The organism is Agrobacterium sp. El2ro-1b, from assembly GCF_048298475.1.
GTDB lineage: Bacteria > Pseudomonadota > Alphaproteobacteria > Rhizobiales > Rhizobiaceae > Agrobacterium > Agrobacterium fabrum.
Genome location: NZ_CP103459.1, coordinates 1,474,806 through 1,499,302, shown reverse-complemented (window position 1 = coordinate 1,499,302; position 24,497 = coordinate 1,474,806). Strand labels below are relative to the sequence as shown.

The 24,497-nt window shown below is 60.4% G+C and carries 24 protein-coding genes; 12 read left to right on the top strand and 12 right to left on the bottom strand.

Annotated elements, in window-relative coordinates:
- The first annotated feature begins 35 nt into the window (after positions 1-35).
- Positions 36-1,268 (top strand): ROK family transcriptional regulator, encoded by a 1,233-nt coding sequence (locus NYR50_RS20995; RefSeq protein WP_174010047.1) that lies wholly within the window; start codon positions 36-38, stop codon positions 1,266-1,268.
- 18 nt (positions 1,269-1,286) lie between these two features.
- Here the strand turns inward: NYR50_RS20995 and NYR50_RS20990 are convergent, their stop codons facing one another.
- The 8 genes from NYR50_RS20990 to NYR50_RS20955 all read right to left on the bottom strand — a co-directional run bounded on the left by NYR50_RS20990 (position 1,287) and on the right by NYR50_RS20955 (position 11,178).
- The gene (locus NYR50_RS20990) at positions 1,287-2,831 is read right to left on the bottom strand and encodes a glycerol-3-phosphate dehydrogenase (RefSeq protein WP_174010048.1); all 1,545 of its coding nucleotides are present in this window, start codon (positions 2,829-2,831) and stop codon (positions 1,287-1,289) included.
- 166 nt (positions 2,832-2,997) lie between these two features.
- The gene (gene mce / locus NYR50_RS20985) at positions 2,998-3,414 is read right to left on the bottom strand and encodes a methylmalonyl-CoA epimerase (protein ID WP_418138012.1); all 417 of its coding nucleotides are present in this window, start codon (positions 3,412-3,414) and stop codon (positions 2,998-3,000) included.
- Positions 3,415-3,427: 13 nt separating this feature from the next.
- Positions 3,428-5,569, bottom strand: a complete 2,142-nt coding sequence (gene scpA / locus NYR50_RS20980) for a methylmalonyl-CoA mutase (protein ID WP_418138011.1) — start codon at positions 5,567-5,569, stop codon at positions 3,428-3,430.
- A 125-nt stretch (positions 5,570-5,694) separates the two neighbouring features.
- Entirely contained in the window at positions 5,695-7,698 is a 2,004-nt protein-coding gene (locus tag NYR50_RS20975) for an acetyl-CoA carboxylase biotin carboxylase subunit (RefSeq protein ID WP_174010050.1), read from the bottom strand.
- A gap of 4 nt (positions 7,699-7,702) precedes the next feature.
- Complete coding sequence (locus tag NYR50_RS20970) at positions 7,703-8,104, bottom strand: hypothetical protein (protein ID WP_174010051.1); 402 nt, start codon at positions 8,102-8,104, stop codon at positions 7,703-7,705.
- A 38-nt stretch (positions 8,105-8,142) separates the two neighbouring features.
- Positions 8,143-8,520 (bottom strand): hypothetical protein, encoded by a 378-nt coding sequence (locus tag NYR50_RS20965; protein ID WP_174010052.1) that lies wholly within the window; start codon positions 8,518-8,520, stop codon positions 8,143-8,145.
- 125 nt (positions 8,521-8,645) lie between these two features.
- A complete protein-coding gene (gene yghU / locus NYR50_RS20960; protein WP_010973164.1) occupies positions 8,646-9,542 on the bottom strand; it encodes a glutathione-dependent disulfide-bond oxidoreductase in 897 nt (298 codons plus the stop codon).
- Positions 9,543-9,645: 103 nt separating this feature from the next.
- Entirely contained in the window at positions 9,646-11,178 is a 1,533-nt protein-coding gene (locus tag NYR50_RS20955; RefSeq protein ID WP_174010053.1) for an acyl-CoA carboxylase subunit beta, read from the bottom strand.
- A gap of 118 nt (positions 11,179-11,296) precedes the next feature.
- On the opposite strand from NYR50_RS20955, the gene NYR50_RS20950 reads away from it, so the two are divergent.
- Positions 11,297-12,715, top strand: a complete 1,419-nt coding sequence (locus NYR50_RS20950) for a helix-turn-helix domain-containing protein (protein WP_418138010.1) — start codon at positions 11,297-11,299, stop codon at positions 12,713-12,715.
- A gap of 9 nt (positions 12,716-12,724) precedes the next feature.
- Here NYR50_RS20950 and NYR50_RS20945 read toward each other — a convergent pair whose 3' ends face one another.
- A complete protein-coding gene (locus NYR50_RS20945; RefSeq protein WP_236777133.1) occupies positions 12,725-13,381 on the bottom strand; it encodes a DNA-3-methyladenine glycosylase family protein in 657 nt (218 codons plus the stop codon).
- A 39-nt stretch (positions 13,382-13,420) separates the two neighbouring features.
- Between NYR50_RS20945 and gluQRS the strand changes: the two genes are divergently transcribed.
- Entirely contained in the window at positions 13,421-14,320 is a 900-nt protein-coding gene (gluQRS, locus tag NYR50_RS20940; protein WP_418138009.1) for a tRNA glutamyl-Q(34) synthetase GluQRS, read from the top strand.
- On the opposite strand, the gene NYR50_RS20935 is transcribed toward gluQRS, so the two are convergent.
- A complete protein-coding gene (locus NYR50_RS20935) occupies positions 14,288-15,205 on the bottom strand; it encodes a YihY/virulence factor BrkB family protein (protein WP_174010056.1) in 918 nt (305 codons plus the stop codon). The genes gluQRS and NYR50_RS20935 overlap by 33 nt on opposite strands.
- 176 nt (positions 15,206-15,381) lie before the next feature.
- Here NYR50_RS20935 and NYR50_RS20930 point away from each other — a divergent pair, with 176 nt between their 5' ends.
- The 7 genes from NYR50_RS20930 (at position 15,382) to NYR50_RS20900 (ending at position 20,696) form a co-directional block, all read left to right on the top strand.
- The gene (locus tag NYR50_RS20930; RefSeq protein WP_174010057.1) at positions 15,382-16,215 is read left to right on the top strand and encodes an SDR family oxidoreductase; all 834 of its coding nucleotides are present in this window, start codon (positions 15,382-15,384) and stop codon (positions 16,213-16,215) included.
- A 17-nt stretch (positions 16,216-16,232) separates the two neighbouring features.
- Positions 16,233-16,430, top strand: a complete 198-nt coding sequence (locus NYR50_RS20925; RefSeq protein ID WP_006315578.1) for a twin transmembrane helix small protein — start codon at positions 16,233-16,235, stop codon at positions 16,428-16,430.
- A 1-nt stretch (position 16,431) separates the two neighbouring features.
- Complete coding sequence (locus NYR50_RS20920; RefSeq protein WP_174010058.1) at positions 16,432-17,010, top strand: cob(I)yrinic acid a,c-diamide adenosyltransferase; 579 nt, start codon at positions 16,432-16,434, stop codon at positions 17,008-17,010.
- Between the two features lie 32 nt (positions 17,011-17,042).
- Positions 17,043-17,816 carry a rhomboid family intramembrane serine protease gene (locus NYR50_RS20915; protein ID WP_174010059.1) on the top strand — a complete coding sequence of 258 codons (774 nt, stop codon included), beginning with the start codon at positions 17,043-17,045 and terminating at the stop codon, positions 17,814-17,816.
- 182 nt (positions 17,817-17,998) lie between these two features.
- Positions 17,999-18,745, top strand: coding sequence for an electron transfer flavoprotein subunit beta/FixA family protein (locus NYR50_RS20910; RefSeq protein ID WP_010973172.1), 747 nt, complete (start codon positions 17,999-18,001; stop codon positions 18,743-18,745).
- 25 nt (positions 18,746-18,770) lie between these two features.
- The gene (locus NYR50_RS20905; protein ID WP_174010060.1) at positions 18,771-19,700 is read left to right on the top strand and encodes an electron transfer flavoprotein subunit alpha/FixB family protein; all 930 of its coding nucleotides are present in this window, start codon (positions 18,771-18,773) and stop codon (positions 19,698-19,700) included.
- A 114-nt stretch (positions 19,701-19,814) separates the two neighbouring features.
- Positions 19,815-20,696 (top strand): 3-hydroxybutyryl-CoA dehydrogenase, encoded by an 882-nt coding sequence (locus tag NYR50_RS20900; RefSeq protein WP_174010061.1) that lies wholly within the window; start codon positions 19,815-19,817, stop codon positions 20,694-20,696.
- A gap of 16 nt (positions 20,697-20,712) precedes the next feature.
- Here the strand turns inward: NYR50_RS20900 and NYR50_RS20895 are convergent, their stop codons facing one another.
- Both NYR50_RS20895 and tlpA read right to left on the bottom strand, forming a co-directional pair.
- Positions 20,713-21,954 (bottom strand): MgtC/SapB family protein, encoded by a 1,242-nt coding sequence (locus tag NYR50_RS20895; protein WP_236777134.1) that lies wholly within the window; start codon positions 21,952-21,954, stop codon positions 20,713-20,715.
- Positions 21,955-22,102: 148 nt separating this feature from the next.
- Positions 22,103-22,771: a thiol:disulfide interchange protein TlpA gene (gene tlpA / locus NYR50_RS20890; RefSeq protein WP_174010062.1), complete on the bottom strand. Its 669-nt coding sequence runs from the start codon at positions 22,769-22,771 to the stop codon at positions 22,103-22,105.
- A gap of 22 nt (positions 22,772-22,793) precedes the next feature.
- On the opposite strand from tlpA, the gene argH reads away from it, so the two are divergent.
- Together argH and lptM are read left to right on the top strand one after the other, a co-directional pair.
- Positions 22,794-24,194: an argininosuccinate lyase gene (argH, locus tag NYR50_RS20885; protein ID WP_174010063.1), complete on the top strand. Its 1,401-nt coding sequence runs from the start codon at positions 22,794-22,796 to the stop codon at positions 24,192-24,194.
- A gap of 94 nt (positions 24,195-24,288) precedes the next feature.
- Complete coding sequence (lptM, locus tag NYR50_RS20880) at positions 24,289-24,492, top strand: LPS translocon maturation chaperone LptM (protein WP_003509930.1); 204 nt, start codon at positions 24,289-24,291, stop codon at positions 24,490-24,492.
- Positions 24,493-24,497: the final 5 nt, after the last annotated feature.

The window sequence follows — 24,497 nt, the reverse complement described above, 5'->3', positions numbered from 1 at the left end:
AGGAAAAAAGCCGTTCAGGGAGCATGCCCCAGCCCATGTCCGCCATTGCAAGCACGGAACTGGTGCGCCAGAAAAACAGCCTGTCGGTGATGGCGGCGCTGCGCCTGCATGGCAGCCTGTCCCATACGGACATGTCGTCCTTCACCGGGCTTGCCTCCGCCACCGTCTCCGTCATAACCACCGATCTGGAACGAACCGGCCTCATCCTGCGCAAGGAACAGATCGCCGCTGCCGGCCGCGGACGGCCGCGCATCCTCTTTGCACCTAACGGCGCCTTCTGCCACGTCGCCATCATCATCATCTCGTCCGACAGCGTGCAATATTCACTGGTCGATTATGCCGGCAAGCTGGTGGACCGTTTCACCGAGCAGAGGATCACGGCTGAAAAAGGCGCATTCGGCGGCGCGATCCTCTCCGGCCTCGCAAGGCTTGCAGACCGCTCGCGCATCGACCGGCACGATATTCTTCAGGTGTCGATCAGCAGCAAGGGGCTTGTGGACGCGGCAGCGGCAGTGCTCGTCTGGTCTCCGGTGCTCGGCACCGAAAAGATAGATTTCCAGCAGCTCATTTCGCAGGACGGTCGCATCCGCGTGACGCTGAACAACGAAACGCTGCTTGCCGCAAAAGCCATCTGGATGCGGGAGCAGGCAAAAGACGGCCCAAAACCGGAAGCGCTCGTCACCCTGTCGCTCGGCCATAGCATCGGTCTCGGCATTGCCCGCTCCGGAGCCGGCACAATCGAGGTCAGCGCCCCCAATTTCGGCCATATGCTGCATCTCGCCGATGGCGCTTTATGCCGCTGCGGCACCAGAGGCTGTATCGAGGCCTATTCGGGCTTCTACGCCATCCTGCGCTCGGCTTTCGAAGCACCGCCACAGGCGGAGCCGGCAAAATTCGTACCTGTCGCAGAGGTGGACAAGATCGCCGCTTCAGCCCGCGCCGGCGCGCGCATGGCCCGCTTCGCCTTCCGCACCGCCGGACTTGCGCTCGGCAACGGCCTTTCACGCCTGTTCAGCCTGCATGGCCATATGCCGGTCTTCATCACCGGACCTGGCACACGTTATTTCGACCTTCTGGAAAGCGGCCTGCGCGACGGGCTTGCCCAATCACAGGCCGTCCGTTTCGGCGGCATGCCCAAAATCGCCATCGCCCCCAACGAGCCGGAACTGGTGTTCGAAGGCCACATGGAACACGCGCTTTCCGCCGCTGATGACTATATTCTGAGCGCCGAGGGCGCTCAGAAGCCCGTGCGGAATTCGGGAGCATGAGATGCCGACCGGGGGTGCTCAGGCCCGCTGTGCCATGGCTTCCGGCTTTTCCCTGATACCTGTCAGCACAGCCACGAATTCGTCGAGAGCGGCGGCTTCGTCCTTGCTCAAACGCAGGCCCTGTTTCGTGCGGCGCCAGAGAATATCCTCGGCCGAAAAGGCCCATTCATTCTCCACCAGCCAGCGCACTTCACATTCGTAGACGGTGCCGCCGAAATGCCGGCCGAGGCCGGAAATATCGGTGGCGGCACCGAGCAGGTTCGCTGCCTTCGTGCCGTAGTTTTTGACGAGCCGATCGGCATGGCGTTCGTCCAGGAAGGGATAACGCAAGAGAAGCGTCTTCACCTGCGCGTCAAATCGTTGAACGCCGAAATCGCCGCCCGGCAGGTGGGAGCCCGCTGTCCACGGCTTGCCTTTTTCACCGATTGCCGTGCAGATCTTTTCCAGCGCGTGTTCCGCCAGCCGCCGGTAGGTCGTGAGCTTGCCGCCGAAAATATTGAGGAGCGGTGCTTCGCCTTCGGCCTGTTCCACCTTCAGCACGTAATCGCGGGTAGCTTCCTGCGCTTTCGAGGCGCCATCGTCAAAGAGCGGCCGCACGCCGGAATAGGTCCAGACGATATCTTCGGGGCACACCGGCTCGCTGAAATAGTCGCTGGCCGCATTGCAGAGATAGGAGATTTCCTCCTCGGAGATGCGCACCTTGGCCGGATCGCCCTTGTAGTCGCGATCGGTGGTGCCGATCAGGGTGAAATCCTGTTCATAAGGAATGGCGAAGATGATGCGATTGTCAGGGTTCTGGAAGAAATAGGCGCGCGGATCGGAGAATTTCCGGCGCACGATGATGTGGCTGCCCTGCACCAGGCGGACATTGTGCACGTCATTGCGGCCGAACACGCCTGACAGCACATTGTCCACCCACGGACCGGCGGCATTGACCAGCATGCGGGCCCTGTGCGTGGCCGGCCGGCCGGTTTTTTCATCCAGCGTCTCGATGAGCCACAGCCCGCCTTCGCGCCGCGCCGAAACGACCCGCGTGCGGTTCATGATCGTCGCGCCGCGATCCGCCGCGTCGCGTGCATTAAGAACCACGAAACGGGCATCATCCACCCAGCCGTCGGAATATTCGAAAGCCTTGGCGAAAACAGGCTTCAGCGGTTTGCCAGCCGGGTCCTTGCGAAGATCGAGCGTGCGCGTCGGTGGCAAGAGCTTGCGGCCGCCGAGATTGTCATAAAGAAACAGGCCGAGCCGCACCATCCATGACGGACGCACACCGCCCTTCTGAATGGGCAGAACGAAACGCATGGGCCAGATGACATGCGGCGCCATGGACCAGAGGATTTCCCGTTCCATCAGCGCCTCGCGCACGAGGCGGAATTCATAATGTTCGAGGTAACGCAGACCGCCATGGATAAGCTTGGTGGCCGCTGACGAGGTGCCGGAGGCAAAATCGCCTTTTTCGGCAAGCGCCACGGAATAACCCCTGCCCACCGCATCGCGGGCAATGCCGCAGCCATTGATGCCGCCGCCGATGACAAAAAGATCGAAAATGTTTTCGCCGGACATGAAGCCTCCGCGACAATGCAAGGGAAAACCCCTTTATGGAAAGACAATTACATAAAAGCGAAAACAAAACGAATGTCAAAAGAAAATAAACGAACTAGAAAGGCGCAAGTGAAAGCGCCGCCGTGAGCGGTGCCTCACAGGGTCAGTCTCCTAGGAGATTTATGTTTCAGCCGTGTGTATGCGAAACCTGCTCAAGTTCGTAAAGCACGCCGCCCATATCCTTCGGATGCAGGAAAAGGACTGGATTGCCATGCGCACCGATCTTCGGTTCGCCATCGCCCAAGATACGGACGCCTTTTTTGAGGAGATCATCGCGCGCTGCCAGAATATCCGGCACCTCGAAGCAGAGATGATGCGTGCCGCCGCCCGGATTCCGCTCGAGAAAAGCGGCAATCGGCGAATTCTCGCCGAGCGGATGAAGCAGTTCGATCTTGGTGTTATCAGCCGCAATGAACACCACCGTCACACCATGTTCCGGCAACGCTTGCGGCTCGGAAACCTGTGCGCCGAGCGCCCTGTATCGCGAAACGGCGGCATCGAGATCAGGTACGGCAAGGGCGACGTGGTTCAATCTTCCGAACATGCTTGCCAATCCCTCACGCATTTCGCCTGATGCCCTCGAGCAGGTCGAGCACCTTGTTGGCCGCATCCATGACATTGGTGCCGGGGCCGAAAATGGCCGACACACCGTGATCGAGCAGGAACTGATAATCCTGACGCGGAATAACGCCACCGACAACGACGATGATATCTTCCGCACCCTTCTGTTTCAGCGCCTCGACCAGCTGCGGCGCAAGCGTCTTGTGACCCGCAGCGAGCGACGACATGCCGACCACATGCACCTTGTTCTGAACGGCGAGATCGGCCGCCTCCGCCGGCGTCTGAAACAGCGGCCCCGCCAGCACATCGAACCCGATATCACCGAAGGCGGAGGCGATGACCTTCGCGCCACGATCATGCCCATCCTGCCCAAGCTTGGCGACCATGATGCGCGGCTTGTTGCCAATCCTTTCCGCGACGCCGGAGAGCCGGGCGGCGAGCGTGGCAAGCTCCGGTTCATCCTTATAGGCCTCGCCATAGATATCGCTCACCACCTCCGGCACGGCGGCATGGTCGCCGAAGGCCACGCGCAGCGCGTCGGAAATCTCGCCTACAGTGGCGCGGGCACGGGAAGCGACGACGGCGGCTTCGAGAATATTGCCCTTGCCGCTGCGGGCGATTTCGGAAAGCGCCTCCAAAGCGGCGGTCGCTTCCTTGCCGTCGCGGCGACGACGCGTCTCCTCGATGCGGCGGATCTGTGCCGCGCGTACGGCGGCATTATCGATGTCGAGAACATCGATATCCTCTTCCGTCTCCAGCCGGTAACGGTTGACGCCGACGATGACCTCCTCGCCCTTGTCCACAGCCGCCTGCCGGCGTGTCGCGGCCTCTTCGATCAGCCGTTTCGGCAGGCCGTCCGCCACCGCCTTGGTCATGCCGCCAAGCGCCTCGACTTCCTCGATCAACGCCCAGGCCTTTTCAGCCAGCTCATCGGTCAGGCTTTCGACATAATAGGAACCTGCCAAGGGATCGACGACCTTCGTGACGCCGGTCTCATGCTGGAGGATCAGCTGGGTATTGCGGGCGATGCGGGCGGAAAACTCCGTTGGCAGGGCAATCGCCTCATCGAAGGAATTGGTGTGCAGCGACTGCGTGCCGCCAAGCACGGCGGACATGGCCTCGAAGGCGGTGCGGACGATGTTGTTATAGGGATCCTGTTCCTGCAAGGACACGCCGGAGGTCTGGCAATGGGTGCGCAGCATCAGCGACGAGGCCTTCTGCGGCTTGAATTCCTCCATGATGCGCGACCACAGCAGGCGCGCGGCGCGCAGCTTGGCAGCCTCCATGAAGAAATTCATGCCGATGGCGAAAAAGAACGACAGGCGGCCGGCAAAATCATCGACATTCAGCCCCTTGGCCAGCGCGGCCCGCACATATTCCCGACCGTCCGCCAGGGTGAAGGCAAGCTCCTGCACCAGCGTCGCGCCGGCTTCCTGCATGTGATAGCCGGAGATCGAGATGGAGTTGAATTTCGGCATCTCTTTTGCCGTATATTCGATGATGTCGGCGATGATCCGCATCGAGGGTTCGGGCGGATAGATATAGGTATTGCGGACCATGAACTCCTTGAGAATGTCGTTCTGAATGGTGCCGGAAAGCGCGGCGCGCGGAACGCCCTGCTCCTCGCCTGCAACGATGAAATTGGCGAGCACCGGAATGACGGCGCCATTCATGGTCATCGATACCGAGACTTTTTCGAGCGGGATGCCGTCGAAGAGGATTTTCATGTCCTCGACGCTGTCGATCGCCACACCCGCCTTGCCGACATCGCCCTCCACGCGCGGATGGTCGCTGTCATAACCGCGATGGGTGGCGAGATCGAAGGCGACGGAAACACCCTGCTGGCCAGCGGCCAGCGCCTTGCGATAAAAGGCGTTGGAGGCTTCGGCGGTGGAAAAACCGGCATATTGGCGGATGGTCCAGGGTCGCCCGGCATACATGGTGGCGCGCGGGCCGCGCGTGAACGGCGCAAAGCCCGGCAGGCTGTTCAGATGCGAAATATCTTGCAGATCGTCAGCGGTGTAGAGCGGCTTGACGTCGATGCCTTCAGGCGTGTGCCAGACGAGTGTATCCGGTGAACGCTTCAGCTCCTTTTCGGCAAGCTGCAGCCAATCCCGCACCGTTTTTTCACCCGACATGCATCTCTCCCCTTCTGCATTTCATTTCGGCATTGTGGCGGGTGATCATGACAAAAATCGAACGATCCACCCACTGCCCGTAAACCGCTGCGGCCCGTATGCGTTCCGAAGAAACGGCGGAGCCGTCACTCGAATTCGAGGATGACCTCATCCACAGCGAGACTATCGCCCGGTTTTGCCGCCACTCTTACAACGCGGCCGCGTTTTTCTGCGCGCAGGATGTTTTCCATCTTCATGGCCTCCACCGTCGCCAGCGCCTGCCCGGCCTCCACCTCTTCACCTTCCCCGACCGAGATGCCGGTAATGACGCCCGGCATGGGGCAGAGCAGCAGTTTCGAGGTGTCCGGCGGCAGTTTTTCCGGCATCAAGAGCGCCAGTTCCGCCACGCGCGGGCTGCGCACCCGGGCGAGAATATCCATGCCGCGCCAGCGCAGGCGAACGGCCGAGCCGGCAAGATCGACCTTGGCGGCGATGACCTCGCCCGCCACCGTAAAGAAGCCAAGGCTCTGGCCGGGACGCCAGCCGGTATCGATGGTCAAGGCCGTCCCGTCCTCAAAACGGACCGCCGTGCCATCCGCACTGGTTTCAACGCTGATCCCGTGGCGGAATGCGCCAAACGAAACCACCCAGTCATGGCCGACGATGCGGCGATGATTGCCGATGGTGCCGGAAATTTCGACCGCCCGGCTCTGCAAACGCTGATTGACGATGGCGGCAATGGCGGAAAGCTTGCGCGCGGCCGCCTCATCCGGCTCGACCCCGGAAAAGCCTTCCGGAAATTCTTCCGCGATAAAGCCCGTCGTCAGCCTGCCAGAGCGAAAACGCTCATGCTGCATGACGGCCGACAGGAACGGCAGATTGTGGCCGATGCCCTCAACCTCAAAACGATCCAGCGCCTCTCCCATGGCATCGATGGCGGTCACCCGATCCTTGCCCCAGCTGCACAGCTTGGCAATCATCGGATCGTAATACATCGAGATTTCACCACCTTCGAAAACACCGGTATCGTTGCGAATGACGGTGCCACCGTCCTGTGCACCTTCTACCGGCGGACGATAACGCGTCAGCCGGCCGATGGAGGGCAGGAAGTTGCGATAGGGGTCTTCGGCATAAAGCCGGCTTTCAACCGCCCAGCCGTTCAGCTTCACATCCGCCTGTGCGAACGAAAGCTTTTCCCCAGCGGCGACACGGATCATCTGCTCAACCAGATCGATGCCAGTGATGAGTTCCGTTACTGGATGCTCCACCTGCAGGCGGGTGTTCATTTCCAGAAAGTAGAAATTGCGGCTGCCATCAACGATGAATTCCACCGTTCCGGCCGAATGGTAACCAACCGCTCTTGCCAGCGCCACGGCCTCTTCGCCCATGGCTTTTCGTGTTGCCTCATCCAGAAACGGTGACGGTGCTTCCTCGATGACTTTCTGGTTGCGGCGCTGGATCGAGCATTCGCGCTCGCCGAGATAAAGAATGTTGCCGTGCTTGTCGCCCAACACCTGAATTTCAATATGGCGCGGCTGGGTGACGAATTTCTCGATGAAGATACGGTCATCGCCAAAGGAGGATTTCGCCTCGTTTTTCGAGGACTGGAAGCCTTCCCGCGCCTCGGCATCGTTGAAGGCGATGCGCATACCCTTGCCGCCGCCGCCAGCCGAGGCTTTTATCATCACGGGATAACCGATCTGCGAGGCGATCTTCACCGCCTCATCGGCATCCTCGATCAGCCCCATATGGCCGGGCACGGTGGAAACGCCGGCTTTTGCAGCCAGTTTCTTCGAAGTGATCTTGTCACCCATGGCCTCGATCGCACCGACGGGTGGGCCGATGAAGACAACGCCCACCTTTTCCAGCGCCTTGGCGAAGGCGGCATTTTCAGACAGGAAGCCATAACCGGGATGGACCGCATCCGCCCCGGTCTTCTGGATCGCCTCAAGGATTTTATCGATGACGATATAGGACTGCGACGAGGGCGTCGGACCGATATGAACAGCCTCGTCAGCCATTTTCACATGCAGTGCATTGGCATCCGCATCCGAATAGACTGCAACCGTTGCAATGCCCATCTTCTTCGCCGTCTTGATGACCCGGCAGGCGATCTCGCCGCGATTGGCGATGAGGATTTTCTTGATCATGCGGTTATTCTCCCCTCGCATCGTCATCATCGTCGCGGAACTTCTTTTCATAGGGCATCATCAGGATGGCCGAGGCGGCGGCAGCCGCGCCGAACAGCGACGCGATGGGCACGACGACCAGCAGCACCGGCACGACCGGATTTGCGGCCCGGCCGATGCGGGCACCCAAACCGCCAATGTCGAGAAAAAGCAGCGCCGCACCGACACCGATGCCGATCAGCACGCCGATGGCCGCATTGAGCGCCATGAAACGCAGCATCTGCCGGTGATCGAGCCGGGCGGCCTCCGGCGTCATCCTGGGTTTCAGATCATGATTGCCGGATATCCTGCGTCCGTCACCGCCGTGCCGTTGCCTTAGCCAGCGCCGCAGCCATTGCAGGTCCATATGGAGTATGTCGACAATCATGTTCCTCCTCCCCTCAGGAAAAATCCCGTCGCCTGCCCTCAAATCTCGAAAAAATTCTCGAAGGATTCCGGGAAGTTCTGCCGGGCGACGCGCTCGTCGATGACAAGCATCGCCTGATAGGAAAGCGGATCGAAATTCTTTTCCGCCGCCACGACCTCACGGCCGAACAGCAGGCTTAAGCGGGCAGCGTCCAGATTGCCGCGCTCGAACGGTTCCGGACCGAAATGGTGCCAGAGCGAATGCAGGAAGGCGGCATCGATACGATGCTCCTTGGAATCGTCGCGCGCCCTACGGGGTATCATCTTGATGGGCGTCACCCCTTTGGGGTTGGCCCGGCGGATGGTGAACTGGATGCCCGTGCTCGGCATGCCGGAGGGAAACCCCTTGTGTTTGGTCATTTCGGGCAGGTTCGCCATGTTTTATCCTTCGAGAAGTATTTCCATTAAAAGCGGCTTCGCCTTTACCTGCGGAAAATGCGTAGTTCAAATGATTAGAGCGCTTCCATGGTCCCATTAAAACCAGAAGCGCTCTAGTCTTGTCGTTATGCCTTACCGATCTTGTCCTGTGTCTTCGTGTCGAAGTCAGAAGCATCGTGGCGTTCATGCAGTTGTTCGGACGGATCGCCCGAGGTTTTGTTGACGATCACGCCACGCTTGACCGCCGGGCGTTCGCCGATTTCAAGCGTCCAGCGCATGAGGTTCTTATAGCCATCGGCTTCAAGGAAAGCACCGGCATCGCCATAGGCCTGGCCGAGCGCGATCTTGCCATACCACGGCCAGACGGCCATGTCGGCGATCGTATACTGATCACCGGCCAGATAGCGGTTTTCGGCGAGATGCCGATCCAGCACATCAAGCTGGCGTTTAACTTCCATGGCGTAGCGGTCGATCGCATATTTGATCTTGATCGGCGCATAGGCGTAAAAATGGCCGAAACCGCCGCCGAGGAACGGGGCCGAGCCCATCTGCCAGAACAGCCAGTTCAGCGCCTGCGTGCGGGCATTGCCCTCTTTCGGCAGGAAAGCACCGAATTTTTCCGCGAGATAAACAAGGATGGAGCCGCTCTCGAAAACCCGCGTCGGCTCAGGCGTCGAATGATCCATCAGCGCCGGGATTTTGGAGTTCGGATTGACGCCGACGAAACCGGAGCCAAACTGGTCGCCTTCGCCGATCTTGATCAGCCACGCATCATAGTCTGCGCCCTTGTGGCCGGCGGCCAGCAATTCTTCCAGCATGATCGAGACCTTCTGGCCATTCGGCGTCGCCAGCGAATAAAGCTGCAGCGGGTGCTTGCCGACGGGCAGTTCCTTGTCATGGGTGGGACCGGCGATCGGGCGGTTGATATTGGCGAACTGGCCGCCATTGCCCTTGTCCCAGGTCCAGACCTTGGGCGGTTCATATCCGGCGGGGAAATTATCGGCGGAGGAATTTTCGGCCATGAAAATGTGTCCTTGTTCGTTTCGGGAGGACATCCGGACATCCGGGCGCCTGAACATCAATATAGTAAGGTGGCCGAAGCATTTTTCCAGCCCCGCAGCGGGATCAGAGCGGAATAGTATCGTGTTTCTTCCAGCGGGTTTCGACGCTCTTGCCCCGCAGTGAGGCAAACGCACGGGCGATGCGACGGCGCGAGGAATGCGGCATGATCACCTCATCGATGAAACCGCGCTCTGCCGCCACGAAGGGATTGGCGAAACGCTCCTCATATTCCTTCGTGCGCGCCGCGATCTTGTCCGGATCAGCAAGCTCGGAACGGTAAAGGATTTCCGCTGCCCCCTTGGCGCCCATGACGGCGATTTCCGCCGTCGGCCAAGCGTAATTCACATCCGCGCCAATGTGCTTGGAGGCCATCACGTCATAAGCGCCGCCATAGGCCTTGCGGGTGATCAGCGTCACCATCGGCACCGTCGCCTCGGAATAGGCAAACAGCAGTTTCGCGCCGTGCTTGATGACGCCGCCATATTCCTGTGCCGTTCCCGGCAGAAAGCCCGGCACATCCACCAGCGACAGCAGCGGAATGTTGAAGGCATCGCAGAAGCGCACGAAACGGGCGGCCTTGCGCGAACTGTCGATATCGAGGCAGCCGGCCAGCACCATCGGCTGGTTGGCGACGACACCCACCGTCTGGCCTTCGAGACGGATGAAGCCGGTGATGATGTTGCGGGCAAAGGCTTCCTGCAACTCGAAGAAATCGCCCTCATCGGCCAGCGCGTGGATCAGTTCCTTCATGTCATAGGGCTTGTTGGAACTGTCGGGGATCAGCGTGTCGAGCCGCGCTTCCAGCCGCGCCGGGTCGTCATGGAACGGCCGGACCGGCGGTTTTTCGCGATTGTTGAGCGGCAGGAAATCGAACAGCAGCCGCACATGTTCCAGCGTCTCGATGTCGTTTTCATAAGCGCCATCGGCAACCGAGGATTTTTTCGTATGGGTAGAGGCCCCACCCAGCTCTTCGGCAGTGACGATCTCGTTGGTGACCGTCTTCACCACATCCGGCCCGGTCACGAACATGTAAGAGGTGTCGCGCACCATGAAGATAAAATCGGTCATGGCAGGCGAATAGACCGCACCGCCGGCACAAGGCCCCATGATGACGGAGATTTGCGGCACGACACCGGAGGCGATGACATTGCGCTTGAAGACGTCGGCATAACCGCCGAGCGAGGCGACCCCCTCCTGAATACGCGCACCGCCGCTGTCGTTGAGGCCGATTACAGGCGCGCCGTTGCGCACCGCCATATCCATGATCTTGCAGATTTTCTGCGCATGGGTTTCAGACAGCGAACCGCCGAGCACGGTGAAATCCTGGGAAAACACATAAACCTGCCGGCCATTGATGGTGCCCCAGCCGGTGACGACACCGTCGCCCGCCACCTTCTGCTCCGCCATGCCGAAATCCACCGCCCGGTGGGTGACATACATATCGTATTCTTCGAAGGAGCCTTCATCCAGCATTACATCGATGCGCTCGCGCGCCGTCAGCTTGCCCTTGGCATGCTGCGCCTCGATGCGCTTGACGCCACCGCCCAGCCGCGCTTCTTCCCGCCGCGTTTCCAATTGCTCCAGAATGCCGGGCATGTTTCCTCCATGCGTTTCCTCAAAATCAATAGCTTAGAAAACATTCGCCTAGAAGCCTTGATCGTGCGCGTATGCGTGCCATAAATATTTGCAATATTAAATTTTGCAAAGTTGCAACATGGCGACGGAAAAACTCTTCATCGGCCGCAAGGTGCGTGGCCTTCGCGAAAATGCCCGCGCCACGCAGGCGCAATTTGCCGAACGGCTGGGCATCTCGGCGAGCTATCTGAACCAGATCGAAAACAACCAGCGCCCGGTTTCGGCCAGCGTTCTGGTGACGCTGGTGGAAAAATTCCAGCTCGACATGGCCGAACTGGCGACCGGCGAAAACGACCGGCTGGTCTCCGCCGTGCGCGAAGCGTTGAAAGACCCGCTATTTATGAATTACGAGCCGGGGCTTCAGGAATTGAAGTTGATCGCCCAGAACGCGCCGGGTTTTGCCCATGCGCTGCTGCGCGCCCATCAAGCCTATCGCCAGAACAGCGAGCAGCTGGTGCAGCTGGATGACCGGCTGGGCCGCGGCACCGCGCAGGTGGAGAGAACACCCTATGAGGAGGTTCGCGACTTCTTCCACTTCGTCGACAATTACGTCGCAGAGATCGATCTTCTGGCCGAGGAGCTGGCGCAGGAACTGGAGATCGAAGGCGGCGAGACCTACGGAATTCTCGCGGCGCATCTGCGCAGCCGTTACGGCATCCACATCACAAGAACGGAGGCGGCGGGTGGGCTGATCCGGCATTTCGATCCCGCCGGCAAGACGCTCACTCTCAGTTCCTACATGGCCGCGCCGACCCGCTGTTTTCAGCTGGCATTGCAGATCGCCCAGCTTCATGCTGGCGCGACGGTGGACAGGGTGCTTTCCGGTGCAGGTTTCCGCAATGCTGAAGCCGCAGAAATCTGTCGTATCGGGCTGCATAATTATTTCGCCGCAGCCCTCATCCTGCCCTATGGCCAATTTCATCGGGCGGCTCAGGAACTGCGTCACGATCTCGAACTTCTGGCCGTGCGGTTCGGTGCGAGCCTCGAACAGGTGGCCCACCGGTTGAGTACGCTGCAACGGCCAGGCATGAAGGGCGTGCCGATCTTTTTCGCCAAGATCGACCGCGCCGGCAACATCACCAAACGCCACAGCGCCACGCGGCTGCAATTTGCCCGTTTCGGCGCGGCCTGTCCGCTGTGGAATATCCATCAGGCTTTCGAAAGCTCCGACAGGATCGTGCGGCAGCTGGCGGAAACGCCTGACGGCGTGCGCTATCTTTCCATTGCCACCCAGATCGAAAAGGCCGGCGCCGGTTTCAATACGGAGAGACCGCGTTACGCCATCGCACTCGGCTGCGAGATTTCCCACGCGCAGAACTTCGTTTATGCCGATACGCTTGATCTCGGCAATGCCGCATCCTTCAAACCGATCGGCATATCCTGCCGGGTCTGCGAGAGGGTGGATTGCGTGCAGCGCGCCGTGCCGCCGTTAAAACGCAAACTGCATTTCGATCATCTGTCGCGCGGGGCATTGCCCTACCAGATCGCAGATTTTTAGGCAGCCCGCTCAGGGCAAAGGCACCATGGCGCGCCGCATGATATTGGCATAATAGCCCCAGAAAAGCCGGGCGGCGACGGAACGCCATGGCGACCAGAGCGTCGCCCGCTCCGCCAGCCACTTCCCGTCCGGCCTCACCTCCAGATCAAGCGCATGCGCCACCGCAGATCTCAGCGCCACATCCCCGACCGGAAAAATATCCGGGTGCCCGCCGCAGAACATCAGATAGACCTCCGCCGTCCATGGCCCGATACCACGTAGCGCCACCAGCTCCGAAAAGGCAGCACCCGCCTCCTTGCGCACCACACCGTCCAGATCGACCTGCCCTTGCGTGACGGCCCGCGCCAGCCCTTCCAGCGTCGTGGCCTTGGCACGCGAAAGGCCGAAGGTGGCACGCAATTCCTCCGATACGGCCAAGTAGTTTTCCGCCGTCACCTTGCCGCCGGTGCCGGCAAGTATACGCACCCATATGGCATTGGCACTGGCGCGCGAGACCATCTGCGACACGACGATATGGGCAAGGCCTGCAAAGCCGGGTTCGTGAATGCGCAATTCCAGCGGGCCTGCTTTTTCGATGACGGGGCTGAGCGCAGGATCGAGGCGGGCGAGATGGTCCAGCCCTTCGCTGATGTCATCCATCCCGGTGATGATTTTCATATCGGTCATTCCCTGAGCCGCCAGCCGGCTGGCGGGGCACTTTAAAACATGGCAGAAGAAACCATGCCTTCGCCTCTCCGTCAAAAACCGGTTTACCGTTTTGCGCCAAGCCCCAACGGCCTGCTACATCTCGGCCACGCGCTTTCCGCCTTCCTGAACCATGATATGGCGCGGGACAATGGCGGCCGCTTTCTGCTGCGCATCGAGGATATCGACCAGACACGCTGCACACCGGCATTGGAGCAGGCGATCTATGACGATCTCGGCTGGCTGGGTCTCGACTGGGAAAAGCCGGTGCGGCGGCAATCGGAACATTTCGACGCCTACCGCGGGGTGCTGGACAGGCTGATTGACATGGGCCTTGCCTATCCCGCCTTTCTCAGCCGTGGAGAAACAAAAGCCATCGTCAAGGCCTTCGAGGCAGACGGCGGGCTCTGGCCACGCGATCCCGATGGCGCGCCGCTCTATCCATCGGTGGACCGCGACAGGCCCGACGCGGAACGGGCAGCGCTGCTTGCCTCCGGTCGGCAGCACGCCTGGCGGCTCGACATGGAAAAGGCGATCCGCGCCGCCGGCAATGCCCTGTTCTGGCAGGAGAGCGGCGATGGCGAGACGGGGAAAATCGAGGCCCAGCCCGCCCTTTGGGGCGATGTCGTGCTGTCGCGCTCAGACGCACCTTCGAGCTATCATCTTTCCGTCGTGGTGGATGATGCGCTGCAGGGCATCACCCACGTGGTGCGCGGCATGGATTTGTTTCACGCCACCGCCATTCACCGCCTGCTGCAGCATCTGCTGGACCTGCCGCAACCGACCTATCACCATCACCGGCTGCTCCTCGGTGCGGACGGCCGCAAGCTTTCGAAAAGCGAAGGAAGCACGGGGCTCTCCACCCTCCGTGCAGAAGGTGCCGCGCCCTCAGATATCCGCAGGCTTGTCGGCCTCATCTAGCGCCCGCTCGCGGCGCGCGCCGTTGCTGCCGATATTGCGGCGGATGATCTGGCGAACCTTGTATTTCATCAGCGCCGCATTCACCTCCGCGCCGAGCATGAAGATGACGCCGACCATATAAAGGAAGACCAGAACCACCATGACAGAGGCGAGACCGGCATAGGTGGCGGCATAATTGGCGAAGGTGGAGAGATAATAGGCAAAGATCGCCGCACCGATGACCCAGAAGATCATCGTCAGCAGGATACCCGGCCACACATCCCAGATGCGGCGCTTGCCGGCGGGCAGCCACAGATGCGCGGCCACCAGCCCCGCCGTCAGCACCACGATCGTGCCATAGAGGCCGAGGCTGGAGACGGTGTTCAGCAAATCCGTCAGCCACGGAAATCGCGCCTCGGCAAAGGAGGTGGCGACCGGCACGGCGACGAGCACGATGCTGATGCCGGTAAAAACCACCACCGCGATCAGCACATAAAGCAGGCTGAGCAGGCGGGTAACATACCACCAGCGCGTCTCGGTAACACGATAGGCGCGGTTGAGCGAAATGCGCAGCGCCTCGACACCGTTGGAGGCAAAGTAGGCGGCGGCCAGCACCGAGATCGTCAGCAGCCCGCCGCGCGGAATGGTCAGCACCTGCTGCACCTGCGCTGCCAACGGCCCGGCGATCGCCGCCGGCCAGGTATCGAAAATCAGATGCACCGCGGTTTCGGAAAACTGGTCGGCCCCGAGAAAACCGGCCAGAGCCGTGCCGAAGATCAGAAACGGGAAAAGCGCCAGCAGGATGGAGAGCGCCATATGGCTCGCCATCGCCCAGCCGTCATCCTCGGCGAAATGGGAATAGGCATCGAAGGCAACCTTGCCTGCCAGGCGCACTGCGGCAACCATGTCACCTCCATTCATCGGCATTTCATTTGTAACTTCGCCCCGAATATGGGAAGTCAGCTTCGCTTTGTACAGCGCGCAGGCCCGGCTTTCGGTTCCATTGCCGAAAAGGATTTCGCGCAATTTAATTTTGTAAACCTGGGCGCAACCTGGCGCAAAGACCATTGGCGGAGCGGAACATGTCTGAAAAACCGGTCATCATCATCACCGGATGTTCTTCCGGCATCGGCGCCTATTGCGCCGGCGCGCTTCAGCGGGACGGCTGGCGGGTTTTTGCCACCGTACGACGCATCGTCGACATGGCCGCCCTCGAAAATCAGGGCATCGAAACCCTGATCATGGATTACACCAAGCCCGAAACCATCGCCGCGCTGGTGGCTACCGTAGCAGCCCGGACCGGCGGCCGCATTGACGCGCTCTTCAATAACGGCGCCTATGGCCAGCCGGGCGCGGTGGAAGACCTGCCTGTCGAAGCGCTGAGAGCCCAGTTCGAAACCAATGTCTTCGGCTGGCACGATCTGACACGACGGATCATTCCCTTCATGCGCAAGCGTGGTTCGGGCCGTATCGTGCATTGCTCCTCCATTCTCGGCCTCGTGCCCTATCGCTATCGCGGCGCCTACACCGCATCGAAATTCGCCATCGAGGGCCTGGGCGTCACACTGCGCATGGAGCTCCAGGGCAGCGGCATCCATGTGAGCCTGATCGAACCCGGTCCGATTACCTCGAAATTCACGGCAACGGCGCTTGCCCACGTCAAGGACAAGATCGATCTGCAAAATTCGGCCCATGCGGCGGAATATAAACGCCAGCTGGCGCGCATGGATGGTTCAGGCCCCGTCAACCGCCACAAGCTCGGCCCCGAGGCCGTTTATGCCGTACTGAAACATGCCCTGACCGCCGCCAGACCGAAACCGCATTATCCCGTCACCGTTCCAGCCAAACAGGGGCTTATCCTGAAACGGCTCTTGCCTGCCGGACTGTTCTATCGTCTGCTGCGCAGATTCGATTGAGGAGGAGTAACCCCTAAATGTCCGGCTTCACCACTGTTCTGGCCCTTATCGCCATGGGCCTTGTCGTCATCGTGCTGATACGCGGCCTCTTCAACATGCTGAAGGGACAGGACGCCAACCGCTCCAACAAGCTGATGCAGCTGCGTCTGCTGTTGCAGGCCATCGCCATCGTGCTGATCATGCTCACCCTCTGGCTCACGGGTGGTGGCCGCTGACATGGTGAAGCTGAACAAGATTTACACCCGCACCGGCGACAAGGGCACGACGGCGCTGGTTTCCGGCCCGCGCCGCCTGAAGCACGATCTTCGCGTTGAGGCTTATGGCACGGTCGACGAAACCAATTCGGCCATCGGCATCGCGCGGCTCCATACCGGCGGGCTGGAGACATTGGATGCCATGCTGTTCCGCATCCAGAACGATCTTTTCGATCTCGGCGCCGATCTCGCCACGCCTGATAATGGCGAGCCGCTTTCCTACGAGCCGTTGCGCATCGTCGAAAGCCAGGTCACGCGGCTGGAAAACGAGATCGATGAGCTTAATGCCGACCTTGAACCGCTCACCTCCTTCGTGCTGCCGGGCGGCAGCGCGGCAGCGGCCAATCTGCACATGGCGCGCACCGTCTGCCGGCGAGCGGAGAGGTTGATGGTGGAACTTTCCGTCACTGACAACGAGATCGTTAGTCCGGCGGCCCTGAAATATGCCAATCGCCTGTCGGATTTCCTGTTCGTCGCCGCCCGCCTCGCCAATGAGGCAGGTAGGGCCGACATATTGTGGGTTCCGGGCAAGAACCGCTAAAGCCTGTCCATGGCGCAAACGAAGGGCGTTCGATGTTCATCCCGCTGCACGATGCGAATTCCCTCAAACATATCCGGCTGCAATATGTGACCATCGGCCTGATCGTGATCAATGTGCTGGTCTGGCTGTTTACCGGCGTGCTTGCCAGCGACGTGCAAGCCAACCCCGCAGCGCTCGGCCTCGGTTTCATCCCTGCCGTGGTATTCGATTACGCCACGCTGGAACCGGCCCTGCAGGTGGTGCCTGATGATCTCACCGTCGTCACCTATGCGTTCATGCATCTCGATTTCTGGCATCTGGCCGGCAACATGCTGTTTCTCTGGGTCTTCGGCGACAATGTCGAGGATGCGCTCGGTCACTTCCGGTTCCTGATCTTCTACCTCGTCTGCGCGATTGCCGGCGCCCTGTTTCACGGCTTTGTCGCCCCCACTTCGGAAGGGCCGCTGATCGGTGCATCGGGCGCGGTTTCCGGTGTGGTAGCGGCCTATTTCCTGCTGCATCCAAGGGTACGTGTCTGGGTGCTGGTCCTGATGCGCATTCCGCTTCCCCTGCCCGCCTTCATTCCGCTGGCGCTGTGGATCGGTCAGCAATTCCTGATGCTGGCGCTGGGGCTGGAGGAAAACGTTTCCTGGGGCGCGCATGTGGGCGGCATCCTGGCGGGCGCGATCATGGTGATTTTCATGCGCAGGCCGGGTGTTCCCCTGTTTGACCGCTCCATTGTTGCGCCGAGGGCGGCGCAGTTCAAGAATACGTCGCAAACGGCAGGGTTGTCGCAAATCGAACGGGGCTATGACGGGGGCAGATGATACCTCTCTTCAGAGATACAGTATTTACGTTAACGTCAACGTAAGATATGCCTTACGTGCATGTGATAATGAAGATTGCTCCGTTGTATTTGCGGGAAAAATGCTTATCCATGTCGCCACCTGTTTTTGGAGGTCCGCGCGGTTTACCCGCCCCGCGGACAGGAGTTTGAGGAAAGCCGCCGATGAAAATCCTTGTCCCCGTTAAACGAGTCGTCGACTACAACGTGAAGATCCGCGTGAAGTCGGATGGTTCTGGCGTTGAGCTTGCCAATGTGAAGATGTCGATGAACCCGTTCGACGAAATCTCGGTGGAAGAGGCCCTTCGCCTGAAGGAAGCCGGCAAGGCCGAAGAGGTCGTGGTCGTCTCCATCGGCCCGGCCAAGGCGGAAGAAACGCTGCGCACCGCGCTCGCCATGGGCGCCGACCGTGCCATCCTGATCGAGACCGACGAAACCGTCGAGCCGCTCGCCGTCGCCAAGCTCCTGAAGGGCGTGGCCGAGGCTGAGCAGCCCGGTCTTGTCATCGTTGGCAAGCAGGCGATCGATGACGATTCGAACCAGACCGGCCAGATGCTGGCAGCCCTGCTCGGCTGGGGCCAGGGCACGTTTGCCTCCAAGGTCGTACCGGCTGACGGCAAGGTCGCGGTCACCCGCGAAGTCGATGGCGGCCTGCAGACTGTCGAACTGAAACTGCCAGCCGTCGTCACCACCGATCTTCGTCTGAACGAGCCGCGTTACGCCTCGCTGCCGAACATCATGAAGGCAAAAAAGAAGCCGCTCGACAAAAAGGCTCCGGCAGATTTCGGCGTCGATGTTTCGCCGCGCCTGAAGGTGCTGAAGACCGAGGAGCCCGCAGGCCGCAAGGCCGGCATCAAGGTCGGCTCGGTTGCCGAACTGGTCGAAAAGCTCAAAGCCGACGGCGTCCTCTAAGGTTTCGGAAAAGGGAGATATTCTTATGGCCATTCTTCTTCTGGCAGAACACGACAACGCAACCCTTTCCGACCTGACGGCAAAGACGCTGACGGCGGCAACGCAGATCGGCGGCGACGTGCATGTGCTGGTCGCCGGTTCTGGCGCCAAGGGCGCTGCTGACGCGGCCGCGAAGCTGACGGGCGTCTCCAAGGTGCTGCTCGCCGACGACGCCTCCTATGCCAACGCGCTTGCCGAGCCGCTGGCGGCGCTGGTCGTTTCGCTCAGCCCCTCCTATGACGTCATCATCGCGCCGGCGACGGCATCTGCCAAGAACGTGCTGCCGCGCGTGGCAGCGCTGCTCGACGTGGCGCAGGTCTCGGAAATCATCGAGGTCGTATCGCCTGACACCTTCAAGCGCCCGATCTATGCCGGCAACGCCATCCAGACGGTGCAGGCAAGCGACGCCAAGAAGGTCATCACCGTGCGTCCGACCGCCTTTGCGGCCGCGACCGAAGGTGGTTCGGCATCCGTCGAGACGATCGCTGCTGCTGAAAATCCCGGTGTCTCCAGCTTCGTTTCCGATGCTCTGGCTTCTTCCGACCGTCCGGAACTGACCTCTGCGAAGATCATCATCTCCGGTGGCCGCGCGCTTGGCTCGTCGGAAAAGTTCAAGGAAGTCATCCTTCCCGTCGCCGACAAGCTGGGTGCCGCCGTTGGTGCGAGCCGCGCGGCCGTCGATGCCGGTTACGCGCCGAACGACTGGCAGGTGGGCCAGACCGGCAAGGTGGTCGCCCCGCAGCTTTACATCGCTGCCGGTATTTCGGGCGCCATCCAGCATCTGGCCGGCATGAAGGATTCGAAGGTCATCGTCGCCATCAACAAGGATGAAGAAGCGCCGATTTTCCAGGTTGCCGATTACGGTCTCGTCGCAGACCTGTTCGAGGCCCTGCCCGAACTTCAAAAAGCCCTTTGATTTTAAATACATGATGAAGGCGGCGCGTTTTTTGAACGCGCCGCCTTCTCTTTTTCGGCGATATGCGTAACATCGCCAGCGAATTTGCAGATGCATCACATGGGAGAACCGCATATGACCGCCCCCTTTAAAAACATCGGTGTCATCGGAGCCGGTCAGATGGGATGTGGCATTGCGCATGTTTCCGCCATTGCCGGCTACCGGGTCCATATCTACGATCTTTCGAAGGAAGGCATCGAGGCCGGCCTTGCCACGATCAACGGCAATCTCGCCCGCCAGGTGACCAACGGCAAGCTTTCCGACGACGTCCGCAAGCAGGCGCTGACGCTCATCAGCGGATCGACCGACGTCAATGATCTGGCGCCGATGGATATCGTCATCGAGGCCGCCACGGAAAATGAAGAAATCAAACGCAAGATTTATGCGCAGGTCTGCCCGGTCCTGAAACCCGAGGCGCTGCTCGCCACCAATACGTCTTCACTTTCCATCACCCGGCTTGCTTCCGCCACCGACCGTCCCGAACAGTTCATGGGCATTCACTTCATGAACCCGGTGCCCGTCATGAAACTGGTCGAGCTGGTGCGCGGCATCGCTACCAACGAAAAGACCTTCGACGCGGCAAAGGCCTATGTGCGGACGCTCGAAAAGGCGATCACCGTCGCCGAGGATTTCCCCGCCTTCATCGTCAACCGCATCCTTCTGCCGATGATCAACGAGGCGATCTACACGCTGTATGAGGGCGTCGGTTCGGTGGAAGCCATCGACACCGCCATGCGGCTCGGCGCAAACCACCCGATGGGTCCTCTGCAGCTTGCCGATTTCATCGGTCTCGATACCTGTTTGTCGATCATGCAGGTGCTGCATGACGGTCTCTCCGACAGCAAGTACCGCCCGTGCCCACTGCTGGTCAAATATGTCGAGGCCGGCTGGCTCGGCCGCAAATCCGGTCGTGGCTTTTACGATTACCGCGGCGAGACGCCGGTTCCGACACGCTGAACCCTTTACGCGACCTTCAGCCAATAAGCAGGTAGGTGATCGCTCCGGCACCGGCAGCGATGATCGATGCAGCCGTGAGCAAGCCGTAATAAAAGAGCGTTCCGGAAACGGCGGCAACGAATACGCGCCCTGCGGCGTTGGCAGCGAGAGCGGCAAGGATCGCGATCGCTACGGTATCGGGCGAAAGATTTTGTGCGTCGGTTCTCAGCGCGCTGAAAACCGCGACATCGACGTCGAATATTGCCGATAAGGCCGTGAGGGCAATGAAGCCGGCCGTGCCTATCCAGACGAGTAGAACGGCGTTCAGCGTTCTCGTCACGGCAAAAAGCATGGCGAAAATGGCAAGGGGCGCTAGGTCAAACGGATTTTTGGCGTCGACTTCCTGATTTGCCTGCGCTTTGTCGAACCTTATCAGGCCGCTTCCGATCAATGCGAGAACAAAAGCAGCAGTCGACACGGTCGGTGCAATGAGGGAAAAAGTCGTCAGCGAGAGAGCGAGAACGACAACGAGAACCCGCAGCAACGATACAGCCGCAGCCAATGCTGCCACACCGGCCAGTGGCCACACGTTTTCACCGTTTTTTGCCTTCTGTCCGAAGCTCGCTGTTACGGCGGTCGATGAGACGAGCGCGCCAGCCAGCCCGGTAACCACCAGCCCACGCGTTGAGCCGAGGAGGCGCACGGCAATATAGCCGCAATAAGAAATCGTGGCGCTGAGGACGGTGAAAAGCCATATTTCCCAAGGATTGAACCCGCCCCAGGGATCCATTGCCCGATTCGGAAGGAGCGACAGGCCGACGGCGGTCATCACGGCAAGAACCAGCGCGGAGCGCAGTTCGATCCATGTCAGCCGCTTTAACATGCGGTGAAGAACGTCCCTGCCTGCAAGCAGTGCGGCAAGGGTAGCGCCACCGGCCGCCGCCGCCTGATATTGCGCTGTTACCGCAAGCCCCCCAAGAGCGAAGACGCAGAGCGCTGCGGCAACGCCGGTGACACTGAAATCGTCGTCATGACGTGCCTCGCGCAGCTTGAACCACGAAAAACTGAATGCGAATCCAAGAAAGCCCGCCGCAAATGTGAAGGTGTTGTTCTGCTCGGCGGCCAATACGCCGAAGATGCCGCCCAGTAAGCCGGCAATACCATATGTCCTGATCCCGGCGGTGCGGCTGCCCGCCGGCGCATCACGCTCCCGCCAGCCACGCTCAAGGCCGACCAGCAGGCCTATGGCGAGGGCAAGACCGAGCCGGGGAATAAGCAATCCATATCGGCACCCAATCATGGCGGAAGGCACAAGCATCATACGTGGCCGTCAGCGGCTTGTCTGCACCGACCCGTCCACTGGAAAGGCCCGATTTGATGCAGGTTGGAGGTTGCAGCTCACAAACCCCAAATATCCGCCAACCGCATTATTTTCCAGTCGCAGCCGTCACCAACGCTTTCGCATCCTCGCTGTCCCAGGCGGCCGGGCCGTTCATGGCGCCCAGCAGGCAGCCGTTTTCATCCAACAGCAGGGTGGCCGGCAGGCCGAAAGCCAGACCTTCCTTTTTCAGAACGTTGAAGACGCCCATGGAACTGTCGCGGTAATGCTTCAGCGCGTCGATCTTATATTCATCCATGAAGGCTTTCGGCTTTTCATCCGTGCCGACATCGATATTGACGGCCACAACCTCGAACTTGTCTCCGCCCTTTTCCTTTTCCAGCGCGTTCAGAGCCGGCATCTCTTCGCGGCAGGGCACACACCATGTGGCCCAGAGATTGAGAAGAACCGCCTTGCCCTTGAGATCGGCAAGCGTCATGTCCTTGGCCTCGGGCCCCTTGAACGACAGCGGGATGACACGCGGCCTGTCCGCCGCCGACATGGCAGCCACCTGCCCCTTCAGAAACGGCTTCAGCGAGCCGATGCGGTTTGCCGCACCCTCACATAAACCGCCCTCTGCCACCGCAGCCCCTTGAACCGGGCTCTCAGACCCAATATGCCTGAACCCGACCGCGCCAGCACCGGCGAGCACACCGGCAACGGCAGCAATTGCAACCAACTTGGCGGAAGGAAGCCTGAACGGCGTTTTTTCTGTCATCGAATACTCCAGGGCACTAAACATGGCTGACGGCACAGATCAGAAATCCTCCAACCAGATGTGGGGCGGACGTTTTGCTTCCGGGCCATCAGCCATCATGGAAGAGATAAATGCCTCCATCGGCTTCGACAAGAAGCTTTATGCCCAGGACATCCGCGGCTCTATGGCGCATGCCACCATGCTGGCATCTAAAGGCATTATTTCGACGGAAGATAAAGACAAGATCATCGAGGGGCTGAACACGATCCTGTCAGAGATCGAAGCCGGCACCTTCGAATTCTCGCGCAAGCTCGAAGATATTCACATGAACATCGAGGCGCGCCTTGCAACCCTCATCGGCACGGCAGCCGGCCGCCTGCACACCGCCCGCTCGCGCAACGACCAGGTGGCGCTCGATTTCCGCCTGTGGGTGAAGGAAGAATTGCAGAAGACCGAGGGCATGTTGACCGCCCTCATCGCCGCCTTCCTCGACCGCGCCGAAGAAAATGCCGATACCGTGATGCCCGGCTTCACCCATTTGCAGACGGCCCAGCCCGTCACCTTCGGCCACCATTGCATGGCCTATGTGGAAATGTTCGGTCGTGACCGCGCCCGCGTGCGCCACGCCATCGAGCATATGGACGAAAGCCCGATCGGCGCGGCCGCCCTCGCCGGCACCGGCTACCCTATCGACCGCCACATGACAGCAAAGGCACTCGGTTTCCGCGAGCCGACCCGCAACTCCATCGACACCGTATCCGACCGCGATTTCGCGCTGGAGTTCCTGTCGATCGCCTCGATCTGCGCCACGCATCTGTCGCGGCTGGCCGAAGAGATCGTCATCTGGTCGACCCCGCAATTCGGCTTCATTCGCCTGTCGGATGCCTTCTCCACCGGCTCCTCGATCATGCCGCAGAAGAAGAACCCTGACGCCGCCGAACTGGTGCGCGCCAAGACCGGCCGCATCAACGGCTCGCTGGTCGCACTTCTGACTGTCATGAAGGGCCTGCCGCTCGCCTATTCCAAGGACATGCAGGAAGACAAGGAACAGGTTTTCGACTCCGCCGAAAGCCTTGAACTGGCGATTGCCGCCATGACCGGCATGATCCGCGACCTTGAAGTACGTAAGGACCGTATGCGTGCGGCGGCCGGTTCGGGTTATTCCACGGCCACCGATCTCGCCGACTGGCTGGTGCGCGAGGCGGGCCTGCCCTTCCGTGATGCCCACCATGTGACCGGCAATGCCGTGGCGCTGGCGGAAAAGAAAGGCTGCGATCTGGCCGATCTTTCGCTGGAAGAATTGCAGGCCATCCACCCCGACATCACCAACGGTATTTTCGACGTTCTCTCGGTCGAGGCATCGGTCGCCAGCCGCACAAGCTTTGGCGGCACCGCTCCTTCGGAAGTGAGGAAGCAGATCGCCTGGTGGCGTGGACGCAACTGATAAATTCACGTTACGCTGCGATCACAAGAAACAGGGTGCACAAGCGCCCTGTTTTTCGTTATCAGAGAGGCACATATTTCCTTTGGACAGGCTCATGCTTTCAAAAACCGCGCGCAAACTCATCGTTCCCATCGGCATGACGCTCGCCGTCAGCCTCGCTCTCAGCGCCTGCGGGCGTAAGGGCGACATCGACCCGCCGAGCACGCCGGTCGAAATGCGCAACAAACGCGCCGCCGATGGCAGCGAGCCGAAGCCCGCGACGGCGGAACGGCCGTTCATCCTCGACAAGCTTCTCTGACGGGT

Bases quoted from the DNA above. Each gene is read 5' to 3' on its own strand.
- NYR50_RS20995 (WP_174010047.1), top strand. From the start codon at position 36: ATGTCCGCCATTGCAAGCACGGAACTGGTGCGCCAGAAAAACAGCCTG.
- NYR50_RS20990 (WP_174010048.1), bottom strand. From the start codon at position 2,831: ATGTCCGGCGAAAACATTTTCGATCTTTTTGTCATCGGCGGCGGCATC.
- mce (WP_418138012.1), bottom strand. From the start codon at position 3,414: ATGTTCGGAAGATTGAACCACGTCGCCCTTGCCGTACCTGATCTCGAT.
- scpA (WP_418138011.1), bottom strand. From the start codon at position 5,569: ATGTCGGGTGAAAAAACGGTGCGGGATTGGCTGCAGCTTGCCGAAAAG.
- NYR50_RS20975 (WP_174010050.1), bottom strand. From the start codon at position 7,698: ATGATCAAGAAAATCCTCATCGCCAATCGCGGCGAGATCGCCTGCCGG.
- NYR50_RS20970 (WP_174010051.1), bottom strand. From the start codon at position 8,104: ATGATTGTCGACATACTCCATATGGACCTGCAATGGCTGCGGCGCTGG.
- NYR50_RS20965 (WP_174010052.1), bottom strand. From the start codon at position 8,520: ATGGCGAACCTGCCCGAAATGACCAAACACAAGGGGTTTCCCTCCGGC.
- yghU (WP_010973164.1), bottom strand. From the start codon at position 9,542: ATGGCCGAAAATTCCTCCGCCGATAATTTCCCCGCCGGATATGAACCG.
- NYR50_RS20955 (WP_174010053.1), bottom strand. From the start codon at position 11,178: ATGCCCGGCATTCTGGAGCAATTGGAAACGCGGCGGGAAGAAGCGCGG.
- NYR50_RS20950 (WP_418138010.1), top strand. From the start codon at position 11,297: ATGGCGACGGAAAAACTCTTCATCGGCCGCAAGGTGCGTGGCCTTCGC.
- NYR50_RS20945 (WP_236777133.1), bottom strand. From the start codon at position 13,381: ATGACCGATATGAAAATCATCACCGGGATGGATGACATCAGCGAAGGG.
- gluQRS (WP_418138009.1), top strand. From the start codon at position 13,421: ATGGCAGAAGAAACCATGCCTTCGCCTCTCCGTCAAAAACCGGTTTAC.
- NYR50_RS20935 (WP_174010056.1), bottom strand. From the start codon at position 15,205: ATGGTTGCCGCAGTGCGCCTGGCAGGCAAGGTTGCCTTCGATGCCTAT.
- NYR50_RS20930 (WP_174010057.1), top strand. From the start codon at position 15,382: ATGTCTGAAAAACCGGTCATCATCATCACCGGATGTTCTTCCGGCATC.
- NYR50_RS20925 (WP_006315578.1), top strand. From the start codon at position 16,233: ATGTCCGGCTTCACCACTGTTCTGGCCCTTATCGCCATGGGCCTTGTC.
- NYR50_RS20920 (WP_174010058.1), top strand. From the start codon at position 16,432: ATGGTGAAGCTGAACAAGATTTACACCCGCACCGGCGACAAGGGCACG.
- NYR50_RS20915 (WP_174010059.1), top strand. From the start codon at position 17,043: ATGTTCATCCCGCTGCACGATGCGAATTCCCTCAAACATATCCGGCTG.
- NYR50_RS20910 (WP_010973172.1), top strand. From the start codon at position 17,999: ATGAAAATCCTTGTCCCCGTTAAACGAGTCGTCGACTACAACGTGAAG.
- NYR50_RS20905 (WP_174010060.1), top strand. From the start codon at position 18,771: ATGGCCATTCTTCTTCTGGCAGAACACGACAACGCAACCCTTTCCGAC.
- NYR50_RS20900 (WP_174010061.1), top strand. From the start codon at position 19,815: ATGACCGCCCCCTTTAAAAACATCGGTGTCATCGGAGCCGGTCAGATG.
- tlpA (WP_174010062.1), bottom strand. From the start codon at position 22,771: ATGACAGAAAAAACGCCGTTCAGGCTTCCTTCCGCCAAGTTGGTTGCA.
- argH (WP_174010063.1), top strand. From the start codon at position 22,794: ATGGCTGACGGCACAGATCAGAAATCCTCCAACCAGATGTGGGGCGGA.
- lptM (WP_003509930.1), top strand. From the start codon at position 24,289: ATGCTTTCAAAAACCGCGCGCAAACTCATCGTTCCCATCGGCATGACG.